This is a genomic window from Desulfobacterales bacterium (assembly GCA_034520365.1).
Lineage (GTDB): Bacteria > Desulfobacterota > Desulfobacteria > Desulfobacterales > Desulfosalsimonadaceae > M55B175.
The window spans coordinates 522,013-547,471 of the sequence record JAXHNP010000003.1; the positions used below are offsets into that span (position 1 = coordinate 522,013).

Annotated in this window: 19 protein-coding genes and 1 riboswitch; of the genes, 7 read left to right on the top strand and 12 right to left on the bottom strand. The window is 53.4% G+C overall.

The window, feature by feature from the left end:
• The first annotated feature begins 227 nt into the window (after window positions 1-227).
• The 4 genes from proV (at window position 228) to U5L07_05675 (ending at window position 4,906) form a co-directional block, all read left to right on the top strand.
• A complete protein-coding gene (proV, locus tag U5L07_05660) occupies window positions 228-1,544 on the top strand; it encodes a glycine betaine/L-proline ABC transporter ATP-binding protein ProV (protein MDZ7831216.1) in 1,317 nt (438 codons plus the stop codon).
• Window positions 1,545-1,575: 31 nt separating this feature from the next.
• On the top strand, window positions 1,576-2,421 hold the full coding sequence (locus tag U5L07_05665; GenBank protein MDZ7831217.1) for a proline/glycine betaine ABC transporter permease: 846 nt from the start codon (window positions 1,576-1,578) through the stop codon (window positions 2,419-2,421).
• Window positions 2,422-2,471: 50 nt separating this feature from the next.
• Window positions 2,472-3,515, top strand: a complete 1,044-nt coding sequence (proX, locus tag U5L07_05670) for a glycine betaine/L-proline ABC transporter substrate-binding protein ProX (GenBank protein MDZ7831218.1) — start codon at window positions 2,472-2,474, stop codon at window positions 3,513-3,515.
• Between the two features lie 230 nt (window positions 3,516-3,745).
• Window positions 3,746-4,906, top strand: coding sequence for a hypothetical protein (locus U5L07_05675; GenBank protein MDZ7831219.1), 1,161 nt, complete (start codon window positions 3,746-3,748; stop codon window positions 4,904-4,906).
• 199 nt (window positions 4,907-5,105) lie between these two features.
• On the opposite strand, the gene U5L07_05680 is transcribed toward U5L07_05675, so the two are convergent.
• On the bottom strand, window positions 5,106-5,471 hold the full coding sequence (locus U5L07_05680; protein MDZ7831220.1) for a hypothetical protein: 366 nt from the start codon (window positions 5,469-5,471) through the stop codon (window positions 5,106-5,108).
• A gap of 130 nt (window positions 5,472-5,601) precedes the next feature.
• On the opposite strand from U5L07_05680, the gene U5L07_05685 reads away from it, so the two are divergent.
• Window positions 5,602-5,808, top strand: coding sequence for a hypothetical protein (locus U5L07_05685; protein MDZ7831221.1), 207 nt, complete (start codon window positions 5,602-5,604; stop codon window positions 5,806-5,808).
• A gap of 11 nt (window positions 5,809-5,819) precedes the next feature.
• Complete coding sequence (locus U5L07_05690; protein ID MDZ7831222.1) at window positions 5,820-5,978, top strand: rubredoxin; 159 nt, start codon at window positions 5,820-5,822, stop codon at window positions 5,976-5,978.
• A gap of 2 nt (window positions 5,979-5,980) precedes the next feature.
• Here the strand turns inward: U5L07_05690 and U5L07_05695 are convergent, their stop codons facing one another.
• From U5L07_05695 to U5L07_05745, 11 genes are all read right to left on the bottom strand, one after another.
• On the bottom strand, window positions 5,981-9,826 hold the full coding sequence (locus U5L07_05695; GenBank protein ID MDZ7831223.1) for a translocation/assembly module TamB domain-containing protein: 3,846 nt from the start codon (window positions 9,824-9,826) through the stop codon (window positions 5,981-5,983).
• A 370-nt stretch (window positions 9,827-10,196) separates the two neighbouring features.
• Window positions 10,197-12,152 (bottom strand): BamA/TamA family outer membrane protein, encoded by a 1,956-nt coding sequence (locus U5L07_05700; protein ID MDZ7831224.1) that lies wholly within the window; start codon window positions 12,150-12,152, stop codon window positions 10,197-10,199.
• On the bottom strand, window positions 12,139-13,509 hold the full coding sequence (locus U5L07_05705; protein MDZ7831225.1) for a YihY/virulence factor BrkB family protein: 1,371 nt from the start codon (window positions 13,507-13,509) through the stop codon (window positions 12,139-12,141). The genes U5L07_05700 and U5L07_05705 overlap by 14 nt, the downstream gene beginning before the upstream one ends.
• Before the next feature lie 197 nt (window positions 13,510-13,706).
• Complete coding sequence (locus U5L07_05710; GenBank protein ID MDZ7831226.1) at window positions 13,707-15,311, bottom strand: fumarate hydratase; 1,605 nt, start codon at window positions 15,309-15,311, stop codon at window positions 13,707-13,709.
• Between the two features lie 390 nt (window positions 15,312-15,701).
• Window positions 15,702-17,000: a phosphomethylpyrimidine synthase ThiC gene (gene thiC / locus U5L07_05715; GenBank protein ID MDZ7831227.1), complete on the bottom strand. Its 1,299-nt coding sequence runs from the start codon at window positions 16,998-17,000 to the stop codon at window positions 15,702-15,704.
• 147 nt (window positions 17,001-17,147) lie between these two features.
• Window positions 17,148-17,924: a sulfide-dependent adenosine diphosphate thiazole synthase gene (locus tag U5L07_05720; GenBank protein ID MDZ7831228.1), complete on the bottom strand. Its 777-nt coding sequence runs from the start codon at window positions 17,922-17,924 to the stop codon at window positions 17,148-17,150.
• Window positions 17,925-18,049: 125 nt separating this feature from the next.
• A riboswitch (TPP riboswitch) is annotated at window positions 18,050-18,154 on the bottom strand.
• Between the two features lie 344 nt (window positions 18,155-18,498).
• Window positions 18,499-19,275 (bottom strand): AAA family ATPase, encoded by a 777-nt coding sequence (locus tag U5L07_05725; protein MDZ7831229.1) that lies wholly within the window; start codon window positions 19,273-19,275, stop codon window positions 18,499-18,501.
• Between the two features lie 23 nt (window positions 19,276-19,298).
• Complete coding sequence (locus U5L07_05730; GenBank protein ID MDZ7831230.1) at window positions 19,299-19,826, bottom strand: hypothetical protein; 528 nt, start codon at window positions 19,824-19,826, stop codon at window positions 19,299-19,301.
• 23 nt (window positions 19,827-19,849) lie between these two features.
• Complete coding sequence (gene floA, locus U5L07_05735) at window positions 19,850-20,848, bottom strand: flotillin-like protein FloA (GenBank protein ID MDZ7831231.1); 999 nt, start codon at window positions 20,846-20,848, stop codon at window positions 19,850-19,852.
• A 329-nt stretch (window positions 20,849-21,177) separates the two neighbouring features.
• Window positions 21,178-21,657 (bottom strand): NfeD family protein, encoded by a 480-nt coding sequence (locus U5L07_05740; protein ID MDZ7831232.1) that lies wholly within the window; start codon window positions 21,655-21,657, stop codon window positions 21,178-21,180.
• Window positions 21,654-23,147 (bottom strand): NfeD family protein, encoded by a 1,494-nt coding sequence (locus tag U5L07_05745; protein MDZ7831233.1) that lies wholly within the window; start codon window positions 23,145-23,147, stop codon window positions 21,654-21,656. The genes U5L07_05740 and U5L07_05745 overlap by 4 nt, the downstream gene beginning before the upstream one ends.
• A gap of 409 nt (window positions 23,148-23,556) precedes the next feature.
• On the opposite strand from U5L07_05745, the gene U5L07_05750 reads away from it, so the two are divergent.
• On the top strand, window positions 23,557-25,455 hold the full coding sequence (locus tag U5L07_05750; protein MDZ7831234.1) for a GNAT family N-acetyltransferase: 1,899 nt from the start codon (window positions 23,557-23,559) through the stop codon (window positions 25,453-25,455).
• Window positions 25,456-25,459: the final 4 nt, after the last annotated feature.

Genomic DNA, 25,459 nt, shown 5'->3' on the forward strand with positions numbered 1-25,459 from the left:
GGACAACTCAAAAATTTATTTTTTGTCCGCGAACTATTTTTTTGTTTTTTTTTCGAAACACGTTATTTTTAAATACAGCTAAAATTGAATGATATCTGGAAAATATGGAGCAGACTCCCGGCAGCAGAGAAGTTTTGGTTTTCCATGGACGGCTGCACGACCGAACGGGTTGGATGCGCACCTCTTCAACACTAAGTAACCAAGAATTCACTTAGAGGATAGAAATTATGGCAACTAATGGGAACAATGCGCAAGAGCGGCTGCGGGTGGAGAACGCCTTTAAAATTTTTGGCGGCGATCCCCAACCCGCATTTGAGCTCATTAAGCAAGGGAAAAAAAAGGATGAGATCTATAAACAGACCGGCCTGACCATCGGGGTCCACGATGCGAGCTTCGAAGTCTATGCCGGTGAAGTCTTTGTGATCATGGGGCTTTCCGGCTCCGGCAAATCCACCCTGGTGCGGCTGTTAAACCGGCTGATTGAGCCGACCTCCGGAAAAATTATTGTCGAGGGCCAGGATATCACCCAAATGGACAAAAATGAACTCATCCAGATGCGGCGGGATTACATGAGCATGGTATTTCAATCCTTTGCACTCATGCCCCATTTAACGGTGCTTGAAAATGCCGCTTTTGGCCTGGAGGTAATGAAAATCCCTGAAAAAAAAAGAAAAGACCGGGCCATGGATGCCCTCGAACAGGTGGGTTTAAGCCATGTGGCAAACAGTTATCCGAGCGCATTGTCCGGCGGCATGCAGCAGCGCGTAGGGCTTGCCCGGGGCCTTGCTGTGGATCCGGATATCATGCTGATGGATGAGGCGTTTTCAGCGCTTGACCCCTTGATCCGGACAGAAATGCAGGATGAACTACTGAAACTGCAGGAAGGCAGCGAACGGACGGTGGTTTTTATCTCCCATGACCTGGATGAAGCCATGCGCATCGGTGATCGGATCGCGATTATGGAGTCCGGCCGGATTGTCCAGATCGGTCCGCCTGAAGAAATTATGAGAAACCCGGCAGATGACTATGTCCGGGCATTCTTCAGGGGCGTTGACCCCACCAATGTTTACAAAGCGGGCGACATCGCCACGACGACCCAGGTCACTTTACCGCTGCATAAAGCCGGCCTCCGGGCGGTCCGCCAGCGGCTGAATGAATTTGACCGCGAATATGCCTATGTACTCCGCAAAAACCGGGAATACGTTGGCGTCGTATCACTCACCAAAATCCAGGCAGCCCTAAAAGACGAATCCATCAATTCAGAAGATATTTCCCCGGCCTTCTTAGAGGGGATCGAGCCGGCCAATGATGATGCGACCCTGCAGGAACTTCTGCCGAAACTGACCTCCTATGAATGCCCCGTGCCGATCGTTAACACGGAAAACAAATATGTCGGCACGATATCCAGATACCTGTTCCTGCAGACACTAACCCGGGAGGCGGCGGAGGATGAAACCGGGAGTTCGTATACCGGGTCAGCGGCTGCAGCGAATGAGACGGAACCCGCGCCCCAGTCCCAGGAAACCGCGGACGCCGAGAGCTAATCCACAAAAAGTAAGCCATTAGGAGGCATAGATGTTTGATATATTTAAATACACCATTCCACTCGACGATTGGATTGAATTAGCGGTCGAGTGGCTTGTGGGCAATTTCAGACCCCAGTTCCAGGCCATCAAAATACCCATTGAAGTTATGTTAAACGGCATCAATGATTTGTTATTGTGGGTGCCTGCAGAAATCATTCTGCTGGCGTTTCTGGTCATCGGGTGGAAAACAGCCGGCTGGAAAGTCGGCATATTCAGCATCGCCGCCATGGCATTTATCGGGTTTACCGGCCTGTGGGATGAAACCATGACCACACTGGCCATGGTGATCTCAGCCGTTGTCGTGGATGTTTTAATCGGGGTGCCCCTGGGCATCATATCGTCCCGCAGCAACAAGTTTGAAGCGGTTTTACGGCCGGTTTTGGACGCCATGCAGACCACCCCCGCCTTCGTCTATCTGGTACCGGTTGTCATGCTGTTCTCCATCGGCACCGTGGCCGGGGTTATCGCCACCATCATTTTCTCCATGCCGCCCATTATCCGGCTCACCAACCTGGGCATCCGTCAGGTCCACCCGGAACTGATCGAGGCCACTTACGCATTCGGTGCCACCAAGCGGCAGGTGCTGTGGAAAGTTCAGATCCCGCTGGCCTTGACGACCATCATGGCCGGCTTGAACCAGACGATTATGCTCTCGCTTTCCATGGTCGTCATTGCCTCCCTGATCGGGGCCGGCGGCCTTGGTGTGCCGGTTTTTGAAGGCTTGAACAGTTTGCAGGTCGGCCTCGCCGGTATCGGCGGTTTAGGCATTGTGCTGATGGCCATGGTCTTGGACCGCATCACCCAGGCGATGGGCTCTACCCAGGATCAGGAATAATTCCTGCCTGGCATTAATAAAGCAATTAACAACCAAAAAGGAGGTTTTACATGAGACGCATTTTAACACGAACCGGATTGGCTTTACTGATTTTCGCCGCCTGCCTGATGGCATTTCCCGGGGGCTCCGTTGCCGAGGATCTGCCCGGCAAAGGCAAAAAGGTTGAACCGGGAGCCGCCACATGGACCACGGGATTTTTCCTGGAAGCGCTTTATTCCAGAGCCTGTGAGCAGCTTGGCTATGATGTCGAAGAGGCTAAAAAGCTCGGGGCGCCCATCTTCTACCGGTCCCTGGCAGAGGGCGATCTGGATTTCTGGGCTAACGGCTGGTTCCCGCTGCATGCCGAGTTTCTGCCCAGAAACTGGTCGGAAAGAATCGATATGGCCGGCACCGTCGTAAGGGCCGGCGCGGTCCAGGGCTACCTGGTATCCAAGGAGCATGTCGAGGAATACGACATTAAATCCCTGGATGACTTTAAACGCGAAGAGGTCAAGGAAGCATTCGACGCCAACGGCGACGGAAAAGCCGACCTGGTGGCCTGCCCGCCCGGCTGGGGTTGCGAAAAAACCATCAAGTTCCACATGAACACCTATGACCTGTGGGACCACGTCAATCTCATCAAGGCCGGTTACAGCGCCAGCATGGCGGACGCGATTGCCCGGTATAACGAGGGCGAGCCCGTCTTCTTCTATACCTGGACGCCGAACTGGACGGTTTATAAGCTGAAACCCGGCGAAGACGTGATGTGGATCAATGTGCCTGAAATCGTGCCCAAAGAGGGTCAGAAAGGCCTTGAAGAGGATATGGTTGCCAAGGGCCTGACCGGCACGGTTACCGACCCCTGCAAGATGGGATTTGTGGCAAATGATATCCGGGTGGTTGCCAACAAGAAATTCATCAACAACAACCCGGCCATTAAAACCATGTTTTCCCTGATGTCCGTTCCGTTCAGCGATATCGCCGAACAGAACAATAAGATGTTCGAGGGCCAGGACAAGCAGGAAGACATCGAGCGGCATGTGGATGAATGGATTGAAAAAAACCAGGGCAAGTGGGATGCCTGGATCGAGGCGGCCAAAGCCACTGCCAAATAAGCGAAAACCGAAGCCAGGGGGTGTAAAAACCCTTGCAATTTGCTTTAATTTCAAGTAAAAGCTGAAATCTTAAGAAACAACCGGGTTAACCCCCCACAGGATCGCCAAATCCTCTGGGGGGTTAATCTGCAAATGGAGGGGACCCCTCCATGAAGAAAGCCAGGGGGGCTTTTAATATTTGAATGAGGATAATTAAGGAAAAACGTTTTAAGGAGAAAGGAGAACGACTGATGAAGAAATTAGGATTAGGTGTATTATTTTTAGCCGCTTTTTTAATGTGCGTGCCGGCATCCGGCAGCGCCATGTCAGCCGAAGAGTTCGCCAGAATGTATGATCAGCTGGAAAAGATCGACATCGGCGGCGCCCTGCGCGTTCAGTATAATTACAAAGACTGGGATGACGCACAGGATGAAAAGGTCGGGGATTTTGGTTTTGACACGTTTCGGTTGAACCTGGACGGTGAAATCGGTGACATGATCATGTCCGCTGAATACCGGTTCTATCCGCAATACAACTTTCATGCGCCCCATCATGGTTGGGTTGGTTACAACTTCAACGAAAACTGGCAGGGCCAGATCGGCGTCCACCAGGTCCCCTTCGGGATTCAGCCCTATGCCTCCCATAACTTCTGGTTTACCGGCGCCTACTACAACGGGTTCGAAGATGACTATGACATGGGTATCAAGGCGCTGTATAATAATGGGCCGTGGGACTGGGCATTTGCCTTTTATAAAAATGAAGAATTCGGGGCCTCAGATCCCGGCCGGTACTCCATTGACGTCCTGAATACCGGCAACGGCAATGAAGAAACCAATCAGGGCAACATCCGATGCGCCTATACGTTTACCCATGATGAGAACAACAGCACGGAATTCGGACTTTCCGGCCAGTATGGCCAGCTTTATAACACCCAGACTGAAGATACGGGCGACGGCTATGCCGGCGCCGCTCACATTGTCGGAAATTACGGCAACTGGAATATTCAGCTGGAAGGCATCCAGTATGAATATGATCCGGAAAATCCGGAAGGCGCCAATGACGATGTGATAACAGTAGGCGGTTACAGCTTTACATGGGGAGCCCCCACGGAGGCCACCATGGGCATTGCCAACGTTGCCTATACGCTGCCGGTCGATGTCGGCCCCATCAGCAGCCTGACTTTCTACTCCGACAACACGGTCATTGAACCGGATAATGACGACTGGAATACGACATGGCAGAACGTCGTCGGCTGCCTGGTGGCTGCTGGCCCGGTCTATACTTACATTGATGTCATTTCAGCTGAAAACATGACCTTCATGGGCGGCTCCATGGTGGATAATCTGGACGGCTGGCAGGCATCAAACAACCGCAACACCCGGTTAAACATCAACGTCGGCTACTACTTCTAATAGCCAAACCAAGAACTTACCTTCTCAACGCCCGGATCTTTAACGGTCCGGGCGTTTTTTTATCTCCTGCGAGCAAAACCGCGTGAATTGTTATCTTATCAACTTGTTACAGACATCCACAGCGCCTCCAATTGTTTCCGCCAGGTCGTATCGATTAATTCAGGACCGGCGCTGACGGTCGGCAGGTCACCAGCAAGCATCAATGCCCGCCGCAGCCGCACCCGCAATCACCGCCGCAGGCCGTGGTACCGGCCAGTGCCCGGACCACCTCCCGTTGATCCGCCTCTTGAACATCAGTTAGCTCGATGGTTAAATAAAAACGCGCCTGATCGATCGGCATCTTGCCCATATTGGAAAGCAGATGGCCGAATGTCTCAATGACCCGCGCTCGCTCCACCCGGTATTGAATGCGATCCCCAGGGGATTTATCCGCAAGCGCGTATTCAAAGGGCGTCAGGCCCTCGGGGGCGATGCCGTAAATAAACTCACAGGACTCTGCCGGACTGATCAGATCATCACTACCTTCTGCGGTACCGGCGGTGTATTTCAGGGTTATCTTTTTCATTGGCTCGACACTTTTATTTTGCGCATGCATTAGCAACCTCTTTTTAAAAATTTTTTGAATTTAAATAAAAAATATATATCTTGTTTCAAAGAGTGCAAGTATTGTCCGAATACGAGGAGAGGAGAATCTGATGAAATGTCCGCTATGCCGGTACCAGCGTTTTTATCTAAAAGACCCGGATGATGAGTATGAAACCTATGGATTCAGCTGTGAGTCCGGAGATATATGCTTTGATCCGGATCTCAATGAGTCAGAAATCCCGGAATTAACCGATGAAACCCCTATCTATTGCGATAACTGCGCATGGAACGGAACCCTAAACCAGATTAAACCCTGAAAGGAGAGATGATGAAAAAATACGAATGCCCGTGCGGCTATGTTTATGACCCGGATGAAGGTGATGCGGAAAGCAATATTTCGGCGGGAACAAAGTTCGAGGATCTGCCGGAAGACTGGGTCTGTCCCAAGTGCTTTGCCGAACAGGAGTACTTTGAAGAACTCGATTAGTTTTAAAATTCATAATTCCAGATAAGATCTGCCCCGGCCGTCTGCTCTTCGTCAATCTGGGTTTCGATGCTGAAGTGCCGGTTGATCTCATAGTCAACTTCCAGCCGGCGGGGGCTTTCTTCTGAAAACCCCTGACGGTAGGTGACAAATACTTTGGGGGTGACGTATTTGCCCATGGCCACCGACCCCTGACGAAGATCCCCGCTGCCGGTGCTGATGTTTAAATAATCAATATACAGGACATCCCCCAGCAACTGCCGGAGCTCATCTGCAGCGAGCTGGCCGGTAATGCTCAGCGCGGCCTGCTCCGCTTTAAAACTTTCCTCGGATGAAAGCTCGGCGCTAGGCCGGCCAAAGGCGAGATAAGAAATGATATCCACCTGCTCCATGGCCGGGATGCTCTCGAACTCAAGGTTTAACTGCTGAAACGTCCCGCTTAAATGGATAATAATGGTGACGTCCTGTATTTCCGTCTCCGCCTGAAACCGGACAGGCGGATTAACGGTTTCCTGACCGATAAAGTTGATCTCGCCCTGGGTGATCTCAAACAGCTTGCCGCGGAATCGGTATGTCCCCCGGACCACATTTAAAGGCCCGTAAATCAGAAACTGCCCGCCGGGCTCTTTTTTCAGGTCAATATTCCCGGCAATTTCCACGATCTGATCCTTGCCGCGGAACCACATTTTACCGGGAATGATAACTGAAATATCAGCGGCCAGCGGATCAATCAGCTTAAGCCGGGCCGGGCTCTTATCCGGAATCCGGAGCATCCCGTTTTCGGCTTTAGGCAGCTCAATCACCCGAATCTCCGAGGGCTGCTTTTCCAGAAACAAATCCAAATCCACGCGTCCCTGGGTGATTTTCACCTCGCCGCTCAGCTCAGGCTTTGAGAGGCTGCCGGCAAGATGAAGATCCGGGCGCACCCTGACATCCGCCCCTCTGCGGTAGGGCACGTAAAAATCCCGGCCGGCTATATGAACATCAAAATTGCCCAGGGAAAAGCCCTCCAGCCCGGCCTGTCCGTTTATTTTAAGACTGCCCTCCCTATCCCCGGCAATGCGGGCATCAGAAATGATGACGCGTTCCGGGGAGAACCGGAGCTGCGCCTCAAGCGTTTCATAGGTGAGGCCCTGATCACTGAAATTCAGATACCCGTCTGTCAGATCCAGCCGGCCGGATATTTTCGGCTGGATCGGGCTGCCCAGAATATCTGCCTGCCCGGAAAGCGTGCCGTCAAACCCGGCCTCGGAATGTTTCAGCATGGGGATATCAGACAGCTTAAGCCCGGAAAGCGTCGCATGAAGGTCCACCAGGCTTTGCCGGGGATTGAATTTAAATGGGATTAAAGAGATCTCTGTTTGAATGCGGCCTTTGGTGCTAAAAAGTTCCTGATCATTTTGAAACCCGGTAAACGCCAGGTTGGCTTTTCCGCTGCGATAATCGACGGATCCGGCGATCTCGGATACTTTTATCCCGTAACAGTCACAGTGTTTAAGGGATAGCTCCGCATCCAGTGCCGGCTCATCTGTTGTACCATTTACTTTGATCCGGCCGGAAAGCATGCCGCCAAGCGCCTCCTGCAAACCCCAGACGCCCATGATCCGGCTTAAATCAAGATTCATCAGCCCGAATTCAAGGGCCATGTCCCCGGTTCCGGACAAAGGCAGTGCCCCGGCCACATCCACGCTGGCCTGCCCGGAATTTAAATGCATATCCCCGATCTCGAGACGGTCCCGGTTGATGCGGATAAAAATCGGCCGGTCATTTACCAAAGCCGGCTGATCAAACGCGGAAAGCGCCATTTGATGGATAGTCACCTGCTTTTCCGGTGCCAGCCACTTAGCCACCCTCGCATTTAACACCATCTTTTCACCACCCGGCCCCGTCCCTTCAAGCTCGATTACCGCCGCATCCAGGGTTAAACTCTTTTTCAGATGAAGGGCCGGGAACCGGGCGCCGTCAATTCTAAGCCCTTCCACATCAACCGTGTCCGAGAGATGAAACTGATCCATCCCCCCCTGCCAAACCCCGTTAACCCGGCACTTATCCGCCCTGATGAAATCCTTCCAGCCAATGCGCCGCCCGTTCGCCGTAAACGTGATATCCGGGGCCGCCCACGGGCCATCAATACTTGCCGTCAAATCAAGGCTTCCGGATAAATGGGGATCCGCCATCTCAAACGGCAATACGGAAGCGAGCTTTTCTAAACTTGGAACCCGCACGGCCGTCTCAAGCCGGCAGGCGCGGTCTTTTAGAAAGATCCGGCCCCGGCCGTCAAATTCACCGGCATCCGCCTCAACCGACAGGTGATCCACAGTGATTTGATGCGGCTCCAAAAGGGCTGAGACACGGCCCTGTGTAACGGCCGCATCGTAGATAACAGAGGGCTGTATGTCAGCGCTTACCCGGACAAAACTTTCTGCCAGGGAAAATGTTTGGGGCAGAAAGGCATAGGCTTTAAATTTTAAGTTGAGTTCTGTCGCCAAATCCGGCAGTGATTGCGGGAAAATGGCGGCCGGCCTGAGCGCCTGCAGGGTGCCTGTTATGTCAAACCGCTTGTCTTTTTCTGCATCCAAAAGCCCGGTGATATTGCCGGTGCCGGAGATATCCCCATAGGGGGTTTGGGCGGAAACCTGAGAGATCATCAGATCGCCGCCCAGAAACTTCGCCCTGATCTCCGCCTGGTCGATGGGTCTGTCAAAAACTTCCGCGCTGTCAACCGCCATATCCAACCGGCCCTTGCGGCTTGCCTGGCCGAGGTGGCTGCCCTTAAAAACAAAGGCCGCATCAATAGTGCCGGGCACCTGCTTTAATTCGAGAAACGGAAATTTTGCCGGATTAAACCGGCGCATGGTGCCGGTTATATCCATCCCGGTGTCTTTAAAGCTTTCCAGATTCAAGCGGCCGCTACTTTTGATTTCACTTTCTGAATAGCGAAGCAGCAGATCATGGGAAAGGTCTCCCGGGAGTCCGGAAAACTGCAGCCGACCGGAAAATTTGCCTTGTTCCGCCGAATCAGCGGCAAACAGCCGGCTTAGCTCAGCCACCGCCAGACTTCCAAAATCCGCAGCCACATCGTATCTCGGGCCATTCGGAACAAACCGGATACGGCTGTCAATCCGTATCTCGGATTGGCGGGTTTCAACCCGGCCGTTTTTAACTTTGATATCCGCATTCTGATAATCATAATCCACCCGCATTGAACTTTTGATCACGGAAATACGGGGCGCTGCCATATCAAATGCCAGATGACCGATATCTGCCTGTATGGTTTTGCCGATTTTGAGATCGGTTCGGCACTCAGCGGATCGAAACTTGCGGAACCGCCCGTTTGAATCATTTAACGGGGCAATGGTTAATGTGGCATTGGTCAGGACCAGGTCCCGGATATTAATGGATAAATCATTCGACCCGCTGTCATCCGGGCTGTCTGCATTATTTTTCCTGGGCGTAAACGCCCATAGATTCCAGTGACGCTCATTAAACTGACGGATATCCGCGCTTAATCCGTCAACCGCCAGATGATTGACCCGAAAAACCCCGGCAAGCAGCATGGGCAGGCTGTAGGCAGCCTCAATCCGATCGATCGAAAAGACCGCGGTTTCAGAAACAGGGTCCACAAACCGAACATCATGCAGCGTCAGCCCGGCAAGGGGGTTACCGCTTAATTTGCCGATATGAAACCGGACCTTAAGCCTTGACTCAACCGCATTTTTAATGCCCTGCTCCACCCGGCTCAAAACCAGCGGCGACTGCAGTAAAAGCAGGCCGCAGACAATCAGGGCCAGTAAACCGCCGGTAACCACCATCCAGGGCCTAAGTTTTCGTTTTGTCTGTTCTTTGTTCAACTAAGCCTCTTCCATGATATCTCAAGATTACTTGCTGCTTATAGCATCTATTGTTGGGTTTCGTTCCTCAACCCAACCTACAATTGGATTCCGCAGCTGTCATTTCGAGGAACGACAGTGACGAGAAATCTTTAAAAATTATTTAATTACAAGATTTCTCGCTGGCGCTCGAAATGACAACCGAGCCGATTTTTACTCTTAAGTAAACGACATTGAGTTTAGAGTAAGAGTAAAATTAAGAGCAAGATTAAGAGTAAGACGGATTTGCTTAACCTCTCGTGTCAAGAACCCTATACCTTACACCCTACACCCTACACCCTACACCTTATACCTTATACCTTACACCCTACACCTTACAGCCTAAACCTTCTTAAAACGCCTGCCCGATATTTATGTGCAGCCGCCACCGGTCTGCGTCGGCCAGACTCTGGATCTCCGGATCATCGCTTTTTGCGTTATCCGGTGGATTAAACTTATAGCCCACATCCACCTGTATCGGACCGATTATCGTATTATACCTCAGCCCCAGCCCGCCGGTATATCGCATGCGGTTCAAATTATACCGGAAGGCTTCATTATCCAGCAGCCCCATATCCACAAACGCAACCCCTGAAAATTTTTTATATATGGGATACCTAAGCTCAATATTGGCATTTAGCGAAGACAATCCGCCGGCTGCGAGAACATTGTCGTCACTGTCCACCACACCGAGCTGCTGATAGGCATACCCCCGGACGGTTTTGCTGCCGCCCAGAAAGAGCTGTTTAAAAATCGGAATTTCATCCGTATCTTCGGCAGCCTCAATATAGCTCATCCGCAGACGGCCGGCCAGCACCATCTGCCACGGCAGGGGAATATAGGCCCGGGTTTCGATGCCGGGCCGGGTGTAGTCGATCTCAGAGCCCAGGTATTGGGACGCTTTTTCCACGCCGATGCTAAAAACCGTCCCATCCGAAGGATTTAATGCGTTGGTCACGGTATTTCGCTCCAGCTCCAGCCGCATATTTGAAATCCGGTAGTTCTCGTTAATCTCATAATCGCCGTCCATTTCTAATATATCGATACTTTCGGGTCGGTTGCCCGTCAGGCCGTAGCCCAGCCGGGCGCTCCATTGGTTGCCCAGCTGATGCAGAAGATCGGCGGTGAGAAAAATCTTGCGAAGCGTGTAAAACTCCGCCTCATTCTCTTCATACCCGCTTTTTACGGTAAGATTGTTTCGGGCGCTTAAAAAATACGGGTAAAAATATTCCCCCTGAAACGTCTCTTTAAGGTCCGAGCGCTTGGCACTGATGGAAAACCGGTCCGCGTGGCCGGACAGATTCCGATAGCTCCAGGCACCCCGCAGCCGCAGGCCATCCTCAGTGCCGTATCCCACCCCGAGGCGGAGGTTGTGCTGCTTCCGGGGTTTAACCCGGATGTTTACCGGCACCGTATGGCCCGTTTCGTCCGGCTCGCCCGGCTCAATTACGGCGGTCTGAAATACGCGCAGATCAAACAGGTTCCTGCGGCTTTCATCCAGGGCCCTGGCTTCGTACTGCTTTCCGGGCCGAAATGCCAGCGACCGCTCGATGACCGTTGGCGCGATGTAGCCTTCATGGCCGGAAATGTTGATATCCCCGAAATAATACCGTTTGCCCGGATCCACGGTAAAGCTTACCTCTGCCGAATGATTGGCCAGCCTGACCACCGCCTCCCCTTCTACCCGGGCAAACGGATATCCCTTATTGCCCAGCAGCTCCCGGATGACCTTTTTGGCGCGCTCATACTCTCCGGCGGTAAATATATCCCCGGTGTTAAACGGCAGCACCGCCTTGATCCGGGACCGGGACACCATGGGTATGGGATTTTTACAAATCAAATCGATCGATCGGAGGCGCACCGGTTTGCCCTCGGTTATCTGAAACAGCACATCGCAGCGGCACAGGGATTTGCGCTCGGGGGCGGCAGCGCCATTTTCCGCTGTGTTTTCAGCGGCCGGCGCCCTCTGCGTTTCCTGGCATTTTTCCGGACACTTGAGCGTATAATCCGCAGATGCCTGATAATAGCCCTGACTCCGATAAAACTGCTCAATTCTCAGCACATCATCGGAAAGGGTCTGCCGGGAGACGACCGGGTGTTTTTTCCAGAATTTCCATACAGGCGGCGAGTTGGCAGCAAGGGATGCGGCCAGGGCCTTTTTATCGATACGCGAGACCCCGGAAAAATTAACATCTCCGACGATAAAGCGGGACGCATCAGCCCCCGCCTCCGGGGCCAGATATACAAAAAGAAACAGAACAGGCGCAATCCACAGCCACCGGATCGCGGCGGAATCAGTCTTTGGCAATCCCGTTACTCCTGTTTACCAGATCGAGCATTGAGACAGTGCCCAATTGTTGGGCCTCGGTGGACTGCTTTTCCTGAATCAGTTTTTCAAGCGCCTGGTTTGCCGTTTTTTCCGAAACATGCCAGGCGGCTTCCCCGCCGCTGCGCATGGCCTTGCAGACATCCAATGCACTGATCAGGCCGGGGTTTTTGGCGGGCTGGAACCGGGGGTCGTCTGCGTATAACTCCTGAACAAGGCCTTTTGCCGATAACTGATCGATAATTTCCCTGACCAGGCGCACGGGGATGGAAAGGGATTTGGACAGGGTATCCGGCGTCAGCGGCGGCTTTCCGTGGTGGAATTGCTCAACGATTTTGAGCATGATGTTTACCGCCATCTCTTCGCGCTGCTCCTGGCCCACACTATAGGTTCTGAATCGCTGTTGATGGGCGCGCACGTTTTGGATGGCATACGACATCTGCGCGCCGATCAGCACAATCACCCAGCTGATATAGAGCCAGATGATAAAAATCGGCAGGGCGGCAAAGGTTCCGTAGATGGTATTATACCGGGCCACGCCGATGTTGAAATCCGTATAAATCCGGAAGGCGAACTCCCATATGCTGCCGCAGATAATGCCGGCAATCAGCGCCGGCAGAAACCGCACCCGGGTATTGGGCATCAGAATATACATGGCGGTAAATGCGATCCAAAGCGCCGCATGCGGAAGTATGGTGTTAAACAGCACAAAGAACTGCTCGAACACTTCATAGCGGGAAAGCGTCTGAACTAGGGTATGCGAAGATACGGTGGTCATCATGGCGGTTGCAATGACCATCAGCAAAGGCCCCAGGATCAATACGCTGATATAATCGGAAATTTTACGGGCAATCCGCCGGTCCCGGGTCACCCCCCATAAATCATTGAAGGTCCGCTCCACATTGGAGAGCATCATCAGCACCGCAATGATCAAAAGCCCGGTGCCGAAAGCCCCAAGCGCCTTGAAATCCGTTTTGGAGATGTATTCGATGATCTTGCCGGTTACCTCTTCCTGCTCAGCCGTTAAATAGTTGACCAGCAGGTGCTCAATCCGGCTGTGGACCCCCAGGCCCTTCATCATGGAAAATGCGATGGCCAGGAGGGGAATGATGGCCAGCAGCGTGCTGTAGGAAAGCGCCGAGGCCCGGAGGAGAATCATCTGATCCCGCAGGCGGTTTATAGTCAATAAAAAAACCCGGATGGTCTGATAAAAAAGGAGTTTAAGCTGGCCCGCTTCTTCCGGGTCCTGCCAGACGTCCGCCCGCATAAATCCGGCCACCTGCTGCATGCGGCTTGCCAATTTATTCCGGATGCCCTGATAATTGGTTTGTCGGCTCATAATTGCCTCTTTCACCGGGTTGAGGATACTGACTTATTTATAAAAATTTGATAGTCCCGTAAAAAGTTGATTCTGCGATGGCAAAGAAAAATGTTCAAGATCGCGGCGCGCAAATCCCGAGAAATGCAGCGTACATAGAGTACGTGAAATTTCGAGGGATGCAGCGCAACAAAGATATTGGACTTTTTGCGAAGCCATCAAATTTGATCAAAAAAATCATTCCCCTTATCATCCACGATAATAAAGGCCGGAAAATCCTTGACCGTAATCCGGAAGACCGCCTCCATGCCGAGCTCCGGATATTCCAGCACCTCCATATCCGTAATGCACTCCTTACCCAGCCGGGCCGCCGGCCCGCCGATGGAGCCCAGATAGAATCCCCCGTTCGCCTGGCAGGCCTCTGTGACCTGGCGCGTGCGGTTGCCCTTGGCAAGGGTTACCAGCGAGCCGCCGTATTTCTGAAATTCCGCCACATAGGGATCCATCCGGGCGGCCGTGGTCGGTCCGAATGCGCCCGAGGCATAGCCATCCGGCGTCTTGGCCGGACCGGCGTAATAGATGATATGCTCTTTCACATACCAGGGGAGGTCCCCCTCCGCTTTTAATCGCTCGTAAATCTTTGCATGCGCAATATCCCGGGCCACCACGATCTTTCCGGAAAGCCGAAGGCGCGTAGCCACCGGATACTTGGAAAGCTCTTGGCGGATTACATCCATGGGCTGATCCAGATCAATATCCACCGCATCAGCGGCGATCTGATCCGGGGCCGGCAGAAACCGGGCCGGATCACGGTCCAGGTTTTCCAGAAAGATCCCGTCGCGCGTGATCTTTGCCTTGATGTTTCTGTCCGCGCTGCAGCTCACCCCGATCCCCACCGGACATGAGGCCCCGTGCCGCGGCATGCGGATGACCCGAACGTCCAGACAGAAATGCTTGCCTCCGAACTGGGCGCCGATCCCCAGTCCCTGGGAAATCTCCATCAGCCGCGCTTCCATCCCATGATCCCGGAATGCATAGCTCCCCTTTTCGCCCTGCTCCGGCAATCCGTCCAGATAGCCGGCAGAGGCGAGCTTAACCGTCTTTAAATTGGCCTCCGCCGAGGTGCCGCCCACGACCACCGCCAGATGATAAGGCGGGCAGGCGGCGGTGCCCAGATACGTCATCTTCTCTTTTAAAAAGGCTTCCAAAGAAGCGGGGTTTAAAACCGCCTTGGTTTCCTGAAAAAGAAAGGTTTTATTGGCTGAGCCCCCGCCTTTGGCGATAAACAAAAAATCATAGGTGTCGCCTTCGGTGGCGTAGAGCTCGATCTGGGCCGGGAGGTTGCAGCCCGTGTTTTTTTCTTCATAGAGGGTCAAGGGCGCATTCTGGGAATAGCGCAGGTTGTTTTTGGTATACGCGTTAAAAACGCCCTTGGAGAGCACCGCCTCATCGGAAAAACCCGTCCACACCCGCTGACCTTTTTTGCCGATGATCACCGCCGTGCCGGTATCCTGGCACATGGGAAATTCAAATTCGGATGAGATCACTGCATTCTTTAGCATCTCAAAGGCCACATATCGGTCGTTTTCCGAAGCTTCCGGGTCATCGATAATTCGGGCCAGCTTCTCCAGATGTGGCGTCCGGTATAAATGGGCCACATCCGTAAAAGCCTGCTCGCACAGCATCTCAAGGCCTTCAGGGGCCACCTTGATAATATCCGTGCCGGCAAACTGATCCACGGTCACATGATCCGTGGTTAAACAACGGTATTGGGTGGTATCCGGTTCCAGGGCGAACATGGGCTGATGGACAAATTCAACCATAGCAGTTTATCCTTCCTTGATTTCAACTCAAACTTTTAAGTAACTTCACAGGTATTAGGTATTAGGTATTAGGTATTAGGTTAATGAAATCAAGAAGTTATGGTCGGCACGGTGGCCGACCCTACGATGAATCGGGTTTTTCCCCATTCGTAGGGCGGGCCACCGTGCCCGCCTGAAAAATAGATAGAACAAATTTACCGTGCCTCAGTGCCTTTAAAGTTATTTATAGGCTCGGTCCCGGGCGCACGGCCCGGGGGAATACTTCTAAGTAACTTCGAGTTCACAGTTCACAGTTCACGGTTTAAAAGACTCAGCGCCTGTGGCTTTGGAAAAGGCTTATAAAAAAGGGCAATTTCCTTTAAGTCCCCCTTTATTATTGCAAAGGGGGATTTAGGGGGATTTTTCATCATCCTCGCCAAACGCCCGGGCATGGGTCTTTAATGCACAGAAGTCGCCGCACATGGTGCAGACATCCCGGTCCTTGTCCTCGCTTTGCGACCGCATCTGCCGGGCCTTTTCCGGATCCACGCACAGGTCGAACATGGTCTGCCAGTCAAACCGGTTGCGGGCCTCGGTCATCCGCCGGTCTTTCTCCCAGGCGGATGCAATGCCTTTCTCCAGATCCCCGATATGGGCGGCGATTTTTGAGGCGACCACCCCTTCCCGCACTTCGGCCACACCGGGCAGCGTCAGGTGTTCGGCCGGTGTCACATAGCAGAGAAAATCCGCGCCGCTGGCCGCGGCAATGGCCCCGCCGATGGCCCCGGTAATGTGGTCGTAGCCGGCCCCGATATCCGTGGGGAGCGGGCCCAATACATAATAGGGGGCCTCCTCGCAGATGCCCTTCTGAAGTTTCATATCCCCGGCAATCCGGTTTAAAGGCACATGCCCCGGCCCCTCGATCATCACCTGAACCCCCGCATCCCGGGCGCGCCCGGCCAGCTCGCCCAGAATAATCATTTCCGTAATCTGCGCCCGGTCCTCGGCATCGAAAATGGTGCCCGGCCGCAGCCCGTCGCCCAATGAAAGGGTAACATCATGGGCACGGGAGATCTCCAGCAGACGATCGTATTCCTCATACAGGGGGTTTTCCTTTTGGTTGTGCATGATCCATTCCGCCAAAAGACTCCCGCCCCGGGAGACGATACCCATGCGCCGCTCGCAGGATTTAAGCACAGACAGGGAATGCCTTGTGATGCCGCAGTGCACGGTGATAAAATCCACCCCCCCTTCGGCCTGATGCTCGATCTCGGCAAATATTTCATCTGTACTAATATCCCGGCATTTCCGGCCTTCCGAGAGCGCCTTGCTCACGGTTTTATAAATTGGCACGGTCCCGATCATGACGGGTGAATGCGCGATGATCCGGGCTAACGTGTCATCCAGATCCCCGCCGGTAGATAGATCCATCACCGCATCCGCCCCCACATGAACCGCCATGTCGAGCTTTTCAAGCTCCTCTTCAAGGTTGAAGTGGCTGGGCGAGGTGCCGATATTGGCATTGACCTTGGTGGTAAGCCCCCGGCCGATGCCGCGGGCGGAGAAGGCATGGTGTATGTTTTTGGGTATGACCACCACGCCGTCAGCCACCTTCTGCCTGATATCCTCGGGCGCCATATGCTCAAATTCAGCCGCCTCCCGCATGGCATCGGTGATGATGCCGGCACGGGCGTCTTGTAATTGTGTCATGGTTTGTTTACCTGCTTTTTATGGTTTTACAATCCGAGGCACGCGAGCGATGCGGCATCTTTTGAAAAAGATTTCTCGCTGCCGCTCGAAATGACAGCAGCCAACGATCCGCCAAGTGCCTGAGTGCCTTAGTGCCTCAGTGCCTCATCAACCCAGCTTTTCAATCAACTCCCCGGCCACCTTTTCGCCGGAAAGGAGCATCCCGCCGAATATCGGCCCCATGCGCGGGCCGCCGGCCACGGCATTGGCCGCCATCCCGGTGACATAAAGCCCGGGATAGACTTCTTTGGTATTGTCCAGGGTCAATTTCTCGGCCTGATCCGCCCACATGGATTTCTCCCCCTCTATCCGGCCGGTGGGCGTGTTTAAGTGGCCGGGAAATTTCCGTTCCACCACCTTGACCACTTCCGTGGCATGGCCGGTGGCATCCACCACGTACTTGCACCGCATGGTCAGCGGATCAATATGCAGGCCCGCCATCTCAACCGGCGACCAGTTTATCACCAGCCCTTCCATCCGATCCGGCCGCATGACCACGTCTTCGACGGTCACGCAGTTAAAAATGGTCAGACCGGCCCGGACCGCATTCCCGACAATCAAGCCCACGGATTCCACCGCATCCGCCGTATAATAGTCATCCTGATAATTCACCGTACGCACGCCGAATTCCTCAAGCACATGCAGGGCGGATTTCTGCACCACGATTTCATTATACATCATGCCGCCGCCCCACATGCCGCCGCCGATACTTAATTTGCGCTCAAACAATACCACCTTTTTACCGGCCCTGGCAAGAAAGTAACCGGCCACCAGCCCGGACGGACCGCCCCCGACAATGGCCACATCCGCTTCAAGATTATCCCTTAATTTTTCGTAATACCGGTCCATAATCGCCCGGCTGATGACAATTTCATCAAGTGCCATAATATTGCTCCTCTTTTTGATAGGTATTAGGTATTGGGTTTTAGGTATTAGGTATTAGGCCTAACACCTAACTGCTACCCAACAAAAAAGCCGCTTTCCTCATAAAGGAAAACGGCCGACATTTAAAAAATTTAAAGTCGTTTCCCTTCGCAGGAATTATCCTGATCAGGTTCCAAGGGTTATCCGTCAAGCGGATTCTCAGTTGCGAAGCAACACCCCCAACGGGATTATTTACCTATAAACCCAATATAAGCATTGTTTTAGGTTGTCAATAAATGGTTTTGCCGCGGCGAATTTGCTCTATCTGTTTTTCAGGCGGAGCACGGTGGCTGACCTTCTATAATGAGTTGGGCCGGCGGATAACCGTCGTAGGGTCGGCCACCGCGCCGACCTTAATTGATGGCGGGCACGGTGGCCCGCCCTACACTCGTAACCGAGAAATTTAAAAGCCGATTACGAGTACGAGCACGAGTACGAATCATAAGTTATTTATAGGCCCGGTCCCAGGAGCTGCGTCCCGGGGGAGCCAGTTGAGCCGTTTTTGATTAAGATTAAGAGTAAGAGTAAGACGGCTTTACGCGGCCATCAAGCCATGCCGGGTGCTGATCTCTTGGCATACCGCATCAATTTCCGGCAGCCGGGCGGAGAGAATCCGGCCTTCCAGGCTGTCTAAGAAGATTTCATTGTTCTTGGGAATTCGGCCGATCACGCTCTCCCCATCCAGATAGCGTAACATGGCCTCTTCGATGTTGGGCTCAACCTTGTTCAATACAAAATAGGCCGCCGCATTGGCATTCTGCGCCATTTCAGTAATTTTTTCAGCCATCCGGAAGGATTCAGCCGTGGGGTCCACAACCCCCAGCACAATATCGGCTTCCCCGGCCATTCCCCGGCCGAAATGCTCCACACCGGCTTCGGTATCCACGAGAATGATCTCACCCTCGCGGGTTTCAAGACTTGCCAGAAATTTTTTGGACAAAATCCCCATGGGGCAGGCACATCCTTCGCCAAAATGATGGATTTTGCCGATGACCAGAAACTCCACCCCGTCTTCGCTGGTCACGCAATCGGCCGGTAGATCATCAATGGTCTGTCTGCCGGAAAAAATGCCTGCCGGGTTGTCCATCATCATCTTCTGGTTGAGCTTTTCCTTAAACCCCTTCTTGCCGCCCAGAAAATCCATCAGGTGCACCGGCGCGGTATTTCCGGCCAGGGCGTGCTGCAGGCCCATATTCGATTCATCCGCATCCACCAGCAGCACCCGGAACCCGGCCCGGGCAAATGATTGCGCCATGAGGGCGGCCAGCGTACTCTTGCCGCTGCCGCCTTTTCCGCAAACTTCTATTTTCATATGAGAACCTTTAATATTGGGTATTAAGTTTTAGGTCCCCGGAGACCCGCTGGCGGAGCCAAAATCTCCGACCAGATCACCGCCTGGCGCAGATCCTGCCGGGACAGCCGCGCCTGTTTTGCCGGATGCGGCACCTTCTTGACCTTTTCAGGCGCCGCTTCCCGGGCGAACGATCTGGGCTCCCATTTTTTGAAGCCCCGTTTCTGCCACTGTTTCTCCTTCTCGGCAGACGCGGCTTCTTCGGAGGCCGCCGTCTTCCCCTTTGATTCCGCTGAAACCTGTTCGCTTTCAGCCTGTTTCGCGGGGCTTTCTTCAGGCATTAAATCTTCCCACCAGGATCGATGGCGGGCAGGCTGTTCCAAAGGTTCCGCAGACTCTTTCTGCGGCTCCATCTCCTGCCTGAATTCCTCCAGCAGATTCTCCAGGCCCTTTCTCCAGCCGGATGATGGCTTTTTATCCCCTTTTGCCGTTTTCCGGGCCATCTGCTTGAGGATCTGGGTAAACAGCATAATCCCTACAATAATGAATAAAAACAGAATTTCAAAATTCATCAAAAACTCCTCTTGCGAAGCCATTACTCTTCAGAATCCGGTGTTTCGGGATACTCCTTACCGTCTTCGGTCTTGCCGATGGTATCGCGCATGGTGGTATCCGCCTCGATGTTCTTCATCCGGTAATAATCCATAACGCCCAGATTGCCGCTCCTGAAGGCTTCGGCCATGGCCAGTGGCACCTCGGCTTCGGCTTCGACAACTTTTGCCCGCATCTCCTGGACTCGTGCCTTCATCTCCTGCTCGGCGGCATAGGCCATGGCCCGGCGCTCCTCGGCTTTGGCCTGGGCGATTTTCTTGTCCGCCTCGGCCCGGTCGGTTTCAAGCTCCGCCCCGATATTCTTGCCCACATCCACATCCGCGATATCAATGGATAAAATTTCATAGGCGGTGCCCGAATCAAGCCCCTTTTCAAGCACCCGGCGGGAGATGCTGTCCGGATTTTCAAGCACGTTCTTATGGCTGTCCGAAGAGCCGATGGTCGTGACAATGCCCTCGCCCACCCGGGCCAGAATGGTTTCCTCGCCGGCGCCGCCGACCAGCCGCTCAATATTGGCCCGCACGGTGACGCGTGATATGGCCCTAAGCTGGATGCCGTCCTTGGCCATGGCCGCCACCATGGGCGTTTCAATCACCTTGGGGTTAACACTCATCTGAACGGCTTCCAGGACATTTCTGCCGGCCAGGTCAATGGCGACCGCCCGGTTGAAAATCAAATCGATATTGGCTTTATCCGCGGCGATCAATGCCTGAACCACCCGCATGACATCGCCGCCGGCCAGATAATGGGACTCCAGGTCATTGGTGGATATCTCCAGGCCGGCTTTTACCGCCATGATTTTGGCGTTTACGATTAATTTGGGCGGAACTTTTCTAAACCGCATGAACACGATATTGAAAAGTCCCACAGAGGCGCCCGAAACAAGCGCCTGTATCCACAGGGAAATCGCCGATCCAATAAAATAGATAAAAATAATAACGGCAATAAAAAGTACAATAAATAGAATATGGGTCAGTGTCATGATACGCTCCTATTTGTTTAGTTTTGCCATAAACTTGACGGCTTCGCGGCCTTCTTGCAGAAAGTAGGTTTAAAAGGCTGTAACAATCCGTCCATACTGTCATTTCGAGCGACAGCGAGAAATCTTAAGATTCCTCGTCACTCTCGTTCCTCGGAATGACATCATCAAAAAATCTTGGAATAACTGTATATATTTTTCATCAGCAGAAGTACAAACCTGAACACTGAAACCTTATACCCTACACCCTATACCCTACACCCTACACCCTATACCCTGCACCCTGCACCCTGCACCCTGCACCCTGCACCCTGCACCCTACACCCGTGAAGTCATTCCCCCTCCCGAACCACCACGCGGTTGCCCTCCACCGCGATGACGAGAACGGGCTTGTCCTTTTCGATAAACTCCCCCCGGCTCACTACATCCACCCGCCGGCCGTCAATCCGCGCCGTGCCCGCCGGGCGGAGGTTGGTCACGGTGGTTCCGGTTTTTCCCATATACCCCCCCAATTTTTCAGACTGGGAGGTCACACCGTCCGTCTTTTTTAACGATTTACGCAGTGCCACCGGCGAATAGGCGAGCAGCTTGACTCCGGAAATCAAAACAATGGGCAGAATAATCACATCTGCGGCCACAAACATCATGCCTACAGACATGGACACATTGGTAAACACCGAATAAAGCGAATAGCCGAAGCATCCCAGGGCCAGGATGGTTAATACCCCGCCGGAGGGCAGGATGACCTCGGCCAGCAAAACAAATATGCCCGCCACCTGCAATATAATGGGAAACCCCAACTCGATAATCATTCAGACGTATTCCTTGCAACAATCACCCGGTTGCCGGATATTTCTGACACCACCACCGGCGCGTCGCGCTCGATAAATTCATTGTCCGTCACCACGTCAAACACATCCGCCCTGATTTTCACCTTGCCGGACGGCCGAAGTGCTGTCATGGCCACGCCGGTATCCCCCACATGCACCCGGCGGGTCTCCCGGGAATCCGAATGCGCATCCTTTAAACTCGCGGTCAGGTACGGACCCCCGGTCGCCGTGGAAAGCCGCGGCAGCACATACCGGATAAACAAAAGTCCCAGAATAAACGAGACCACATAGGCGCCCACCACCTTGATGATATTATTTAAAAGAATCTCCGTCTCCCAGGGAATGGCGGGGTCGGGGATGACAAAATCCTGAAATGTGAGGATCAGGCCGATGACAATGCATATCATTCCGACAAACCCGGCAATACCGAATCCCGGCAGCACAAACACCTCGATCGCCATCAGGATAATCCCCAGTATAATAATCAAAAGTTCGGTATAGTCGGCCAGGCCCACCATGTATTGATTCAAAAAAACAACCCCCAGGCAGATCAGCCCGAGCAGGCCCGGAATGCCGAATCCGGGGGCCTTCATCTCCATGTAAAGGGCGGCCAAACCGATCATCATGAGAATCGGGGCGATGCTGCCGATGTAGCGCACCATGGCCTCGGACCAGGAAGGCTCGATCCGTTGCCGGGCAAACGGGCCGCCCCCTTTTTTCTCAAGCATTGCATCAATGCCGGATACGGTCATGGACGAAAATCCCAATTCAAGGGCCTCCACTGCAGACAGGGTCAGAAGCTCGCCTTTTTCCACCACCGTGGTCCGACTCGTCACCCGCTCCTTTTCTTCCGATGTCAGGTCCTCAAAGGCCTGCGCATCCATATATTTTTTTTCCCCATCAATTTCCACGGCATACACGACCTTTTCCGGCGTGACCATGGCCTCGGCCAGGGCCTCCGGGTAGCCGTTTCGCCGGGCCAGGGCCCGGAATTTGGCCCGGATCGGGGATTGAAACTTCTCCCCCATCATTTTCGGGCCCTCCTGGGAATAAACAATGGGGGCGGTGTCGCCGATGGTGGTGGCCGGCCGCATGACCAGATCGCCGCAGGAAAGCGCGATCAGGGCGCCGGCGGAAATCGCCTTTTTTTTCACAAATGCGATGGAGCGCTCGGCCGGCACGGTCAGCAGGGTATCCACAATTTCAAGCGCCGAGTCCACCCGCCCGCCGAATGTGTCGATTTCAATCACCACCAAGCTCTCTGGCGTTTGGAGGGCCTCACGGCAGGCCCGGTCAATAAATGCCGCCATGCCCGGATCTACCGTTCCGGCAACCGGGATCACAAAAACCGGGCGTCCCTGGGGCTGTTGGGTTTCTTCCTGGGCATGGGCGGGAAACGATACAATTAGGGTTACTGCCGCAAAAAAAACAGGCACCCGGCAAAGTCTCTGAAATATATGGCGAACCTTCATACAGGTAAGTTTCCTCTGTGGGGACAGGCAAAAAGAACTGTAATCTTGACAAGTTAAAATACAATTAGAGCCGATTCGGTGTCAAGCCGAAAAGCAGCGGGGAAAATCTGTTTGCACCAGTTTCAGCATATGTTAGATTATAAACAGTGTTTATGGGAAACTTCTGAGTTCGAATCCCACGGTAAATTTGTTCTATCTATTTTTCAGGCGGGCACGGTGACCCGCCCTACACGACAATGCCGATTTTCAGGCGGGCACGGTGGCCCGCCCTACGCGACAATGCCGACATTTTGTAGGGTCGGCCACCGTGCCGACCTTACATGCGAGAAACCCCATGGTTATGGGGTTGTTCGCCAGAACAAATTCACCGTGGTTCGAATCCACCCTGCTGCCTGACGGAGGCAAGAACATGCAAACCAGTTACTGGCCGGATGAATATATAGAAAAAAAGCGGACCGCAGAAGAGGCGCTCAGTACGCTCCGATCCGGCCAGCGGATTTTCATCGGCTCATCCTGCGGCGAACCCCAGCACCTCGTCCAAACCCTTGTCCAGTCGGACAAGATGTTCCCGGATCTGGAAATCGTCCGGCTGATGAGCATCGAAAATTCGCCGATCACGCGCCTTGCCCTTGACAGCAAGAATGAAAACTTCAGCATCCGGAACATCTACCAGGGCTCGGCCACCGCCAAGCATTTAGCCGCCAACCGCCCCTTTATCACCTCCATGCACATATCGGCCGTGCCGGGGCTGTTTTTAAAGCGGCACCTGCCGATAAACGCGGCCCTTATCCAGGCCTCGCCGCCGGATGATTTCGGGTGGATGAGCATGGGCATCTCAGTGGACGTCGGTATCGCTGCCGCCCGGGCCGCGGATACGGTCATTGTTCAGGTAAATTCGCACATGCCCCGGGTGTTGGGCCACAGCTTTATCCATGTCAATGACGTGGACATGATCGTTGAAAAGGACGAGGAGCTGCTGACGCTTGACAAGCTGCCCGAGTTTGAGACCGCGCACAGCATTGCCAAAATTGTGGCCAACCTCATCGAGGACGGCTCCACCTTTCAGCTGGGCCTGGGCGCCACCCCGAAAGCGATTTTGCTTGCGCTTTCCGAAAAAAACGACCTGGGCGTGCATACCCAGTTTATCATTGACGGCATCATGGACCTCGTCTCCATGGGCGTTATCACCAATCGCTACAAAGGGATCAATGACGGTAAAGCCGTGGCCAGCAATGCCGTAGGTTCCCGGAACCTCTATGATTTCGTCCATGACAACCCGGCCATCGAGTTCTACCCCTCCGATTATGTGAACAACCCGGCGATCATCGCCCGCCACAACCGGATGGTGTCTGTCAACATGGTCATGGAAATGGATTTAACCGGCCAGGCGGCGGTGGATGCCCTGCCCCACAACTATTTTGCCGGGGTTTCCAGCATGCTTGATTTTATCAGGGGCACCGACGCCTCTCCGGAGGGCAAATCAATTCTGCTCATTCCCTCGACCTCCATTGACGGGAGCATCAGCCGCATCGTGTCCACCCTGGAAAGCGGCGCGGTAGTGGTCCCCCGAAGCGATGTCTCCTACGTGGTCAGCGAATACGGCGCGGTCAACCTCTTTGGCAAAAACCTTCAGGAGCGGGCCACAGCCATGATCAGTCTGGCCCATCCGGATTACCGGGATGAGCTTTTTCAAAAAGCCCGGGATCTTGGCCTGATGAGCCCGGGCCGGAAACTCAGCGAATCCCTGCGCAGCGTCTATCCGGTCGGCCTGGAGGAGGTTCGCAAATACGACGGGCAGACTGTAAAGTTCCGGCCGGCCAAGCCCGTGGATACCCGTCGCATTCAGGAGCATTTCTACAGTCTTGACCGGAAAGATGTTGTCGCCCGGTTTTTCTACGAAAAAACGGCCTTTTTAAAAGATGATGTGGAATCCATGGTGGAAACCGATTACATCAAAAATCTGACCATCCTGGCCATTACCGGAGAATTCGGATTCGGCACCGTGATCGGGCTGGGTGCCTATATGCTGGAGCCCAAAAAAAATATCGCTGAAATCGCATTCTCCGTGGCCCGGCCGTGGCAGGGCAAAGGGATCTCCTCGGTCATCCTGAACAAACTGGCTGAAGCGGCGCGGAATAACGGCATCAAGGGGCTTGTGGCCTATACGTCGCCGGAAAACAAGGGCATGATCAAACTGTTTCGGAAACTGCCCTATAAGGTGCATTCATCCCTGGATGACGGGATGATCATATTAACCTGTTATTTTGAAGAGCCCGAAAATAAACAGGCCTCAGAAAAACCCAAATAAGCAT

Bases quoted from the DNA above. Each gene is read 5' to 3' on its own strand.
- proV (MDZ7831216.1), top strand. From the start codon at position 228: ATGGCAACTAATGGGAACAATGCGCAAGAGCGGCTGCGGGTGGAGAAC.
- U5L07_05665 (MDZ7831217.1), top strand. From the start codon at position 1,576: ATGTTTGATATATTTAAATACACCATTCCACTCGACGATTGGATTGAA.
- proX (MDZ7831218.1), top strand. From the start codon at position 2,472: ATGAGACGCATTTTAACACGAACCGGATTGGCTTTACTGATTTTCGCC.
- U5L07_05675 (MDZ7831219.1), top strand. From the start codon at position 3,746: ATGAAGAAATTAGGATTAGGTGTATTATTTTTAGCCGCTTTTTTAATG.
- U5L07_05680 (MDZ7831220.1), bottom strand. From the start codon at position 5,471: ATGAAAAAGATAACCCTGAAATACACCGCCGGTACCGCAGAAGGTAGT.
- U5L07_05685 (MDZ7831221.1), top strand. From the start codon at position 5,602: ATGAAATGTCCGCTATGCCGGTACCAGCGTTTTTATCTAAAAGACCCG.
- U5L07_05690 (MDZ7831222.1), top strand. From the start codon at position 5,820: ATGAAAAAATACGAATGCCCGTGCGGCTATGTTTATGACCCGGATGAA.
- U5L07_05705 (MDZ7831225.1), bottom strand. From the start codon at position 13,509: ATGAGCCGACAAACCAATTATCAGGGCATCCGGAATAAATTGGCAAGC.
- U5L07_05710 (MDZ7831226.1), bottom strand. From the start codon at position 15,311: ATGGTTGAATTTGTCCATCAGCCCATGTTCGCCCTGGAACCGGATACC.
- thiC (MDZ7831227.1), bottom strand. From the start codon at position 17,000: ATGACACAATTACAAGACGCCCGTGCCGGCATCATCACCGATGCCATG.
- U5L07_05720 (MDZ7831228.1), bottom strand. From the start codon at position 17,924: ATGGCACTTGATGAAATTGTCATCAGCCGGGCGATTATGGACCGGTAT.
- U5L07_05725 (MDZ7831229.1), bottom strand. From the start codon at position 19,275: ATGAAAATAGAAGTTTGCGGAAAAGGCGGCAGCGGCAAGAGTACGCTG.
- U5L07_05730 (MDZ7831230.1), bottom strand. From the start codon at position 19,826: ATGAATTTTGAAATTCTGTTTTTATTCATTATTGTAGGGATTATGCTG.
- floA (MDZ7831231.1), bottom strand. From the start codon at position 20,848: ATGACACTGACCCATATTCTATTTATTGTACTTTTTATTGCCGTTATT.
- U5L07_05740 (MDZ7831232.1), bottom strand. From the start codon at position 21,657: ATGATTATCGAGTTGGGGTTTCCCATTATATTGCAGGTGGCGGGCATA.
- U5L07_05745 (MDZ7831233.1), bottom strand. From the start codon at position 23,147: ATGAAGGTTCGCCATATATTTCAGAGACTTTGCCGGGTGCCTGTTTTT.
- U5L07_05750 (MDZ7831234.1), top strand. From the start codon at position 23,557: ATGCAAACCAGTTACTGGCCGGATGAATATATAGAAAAAAAGCGGACC.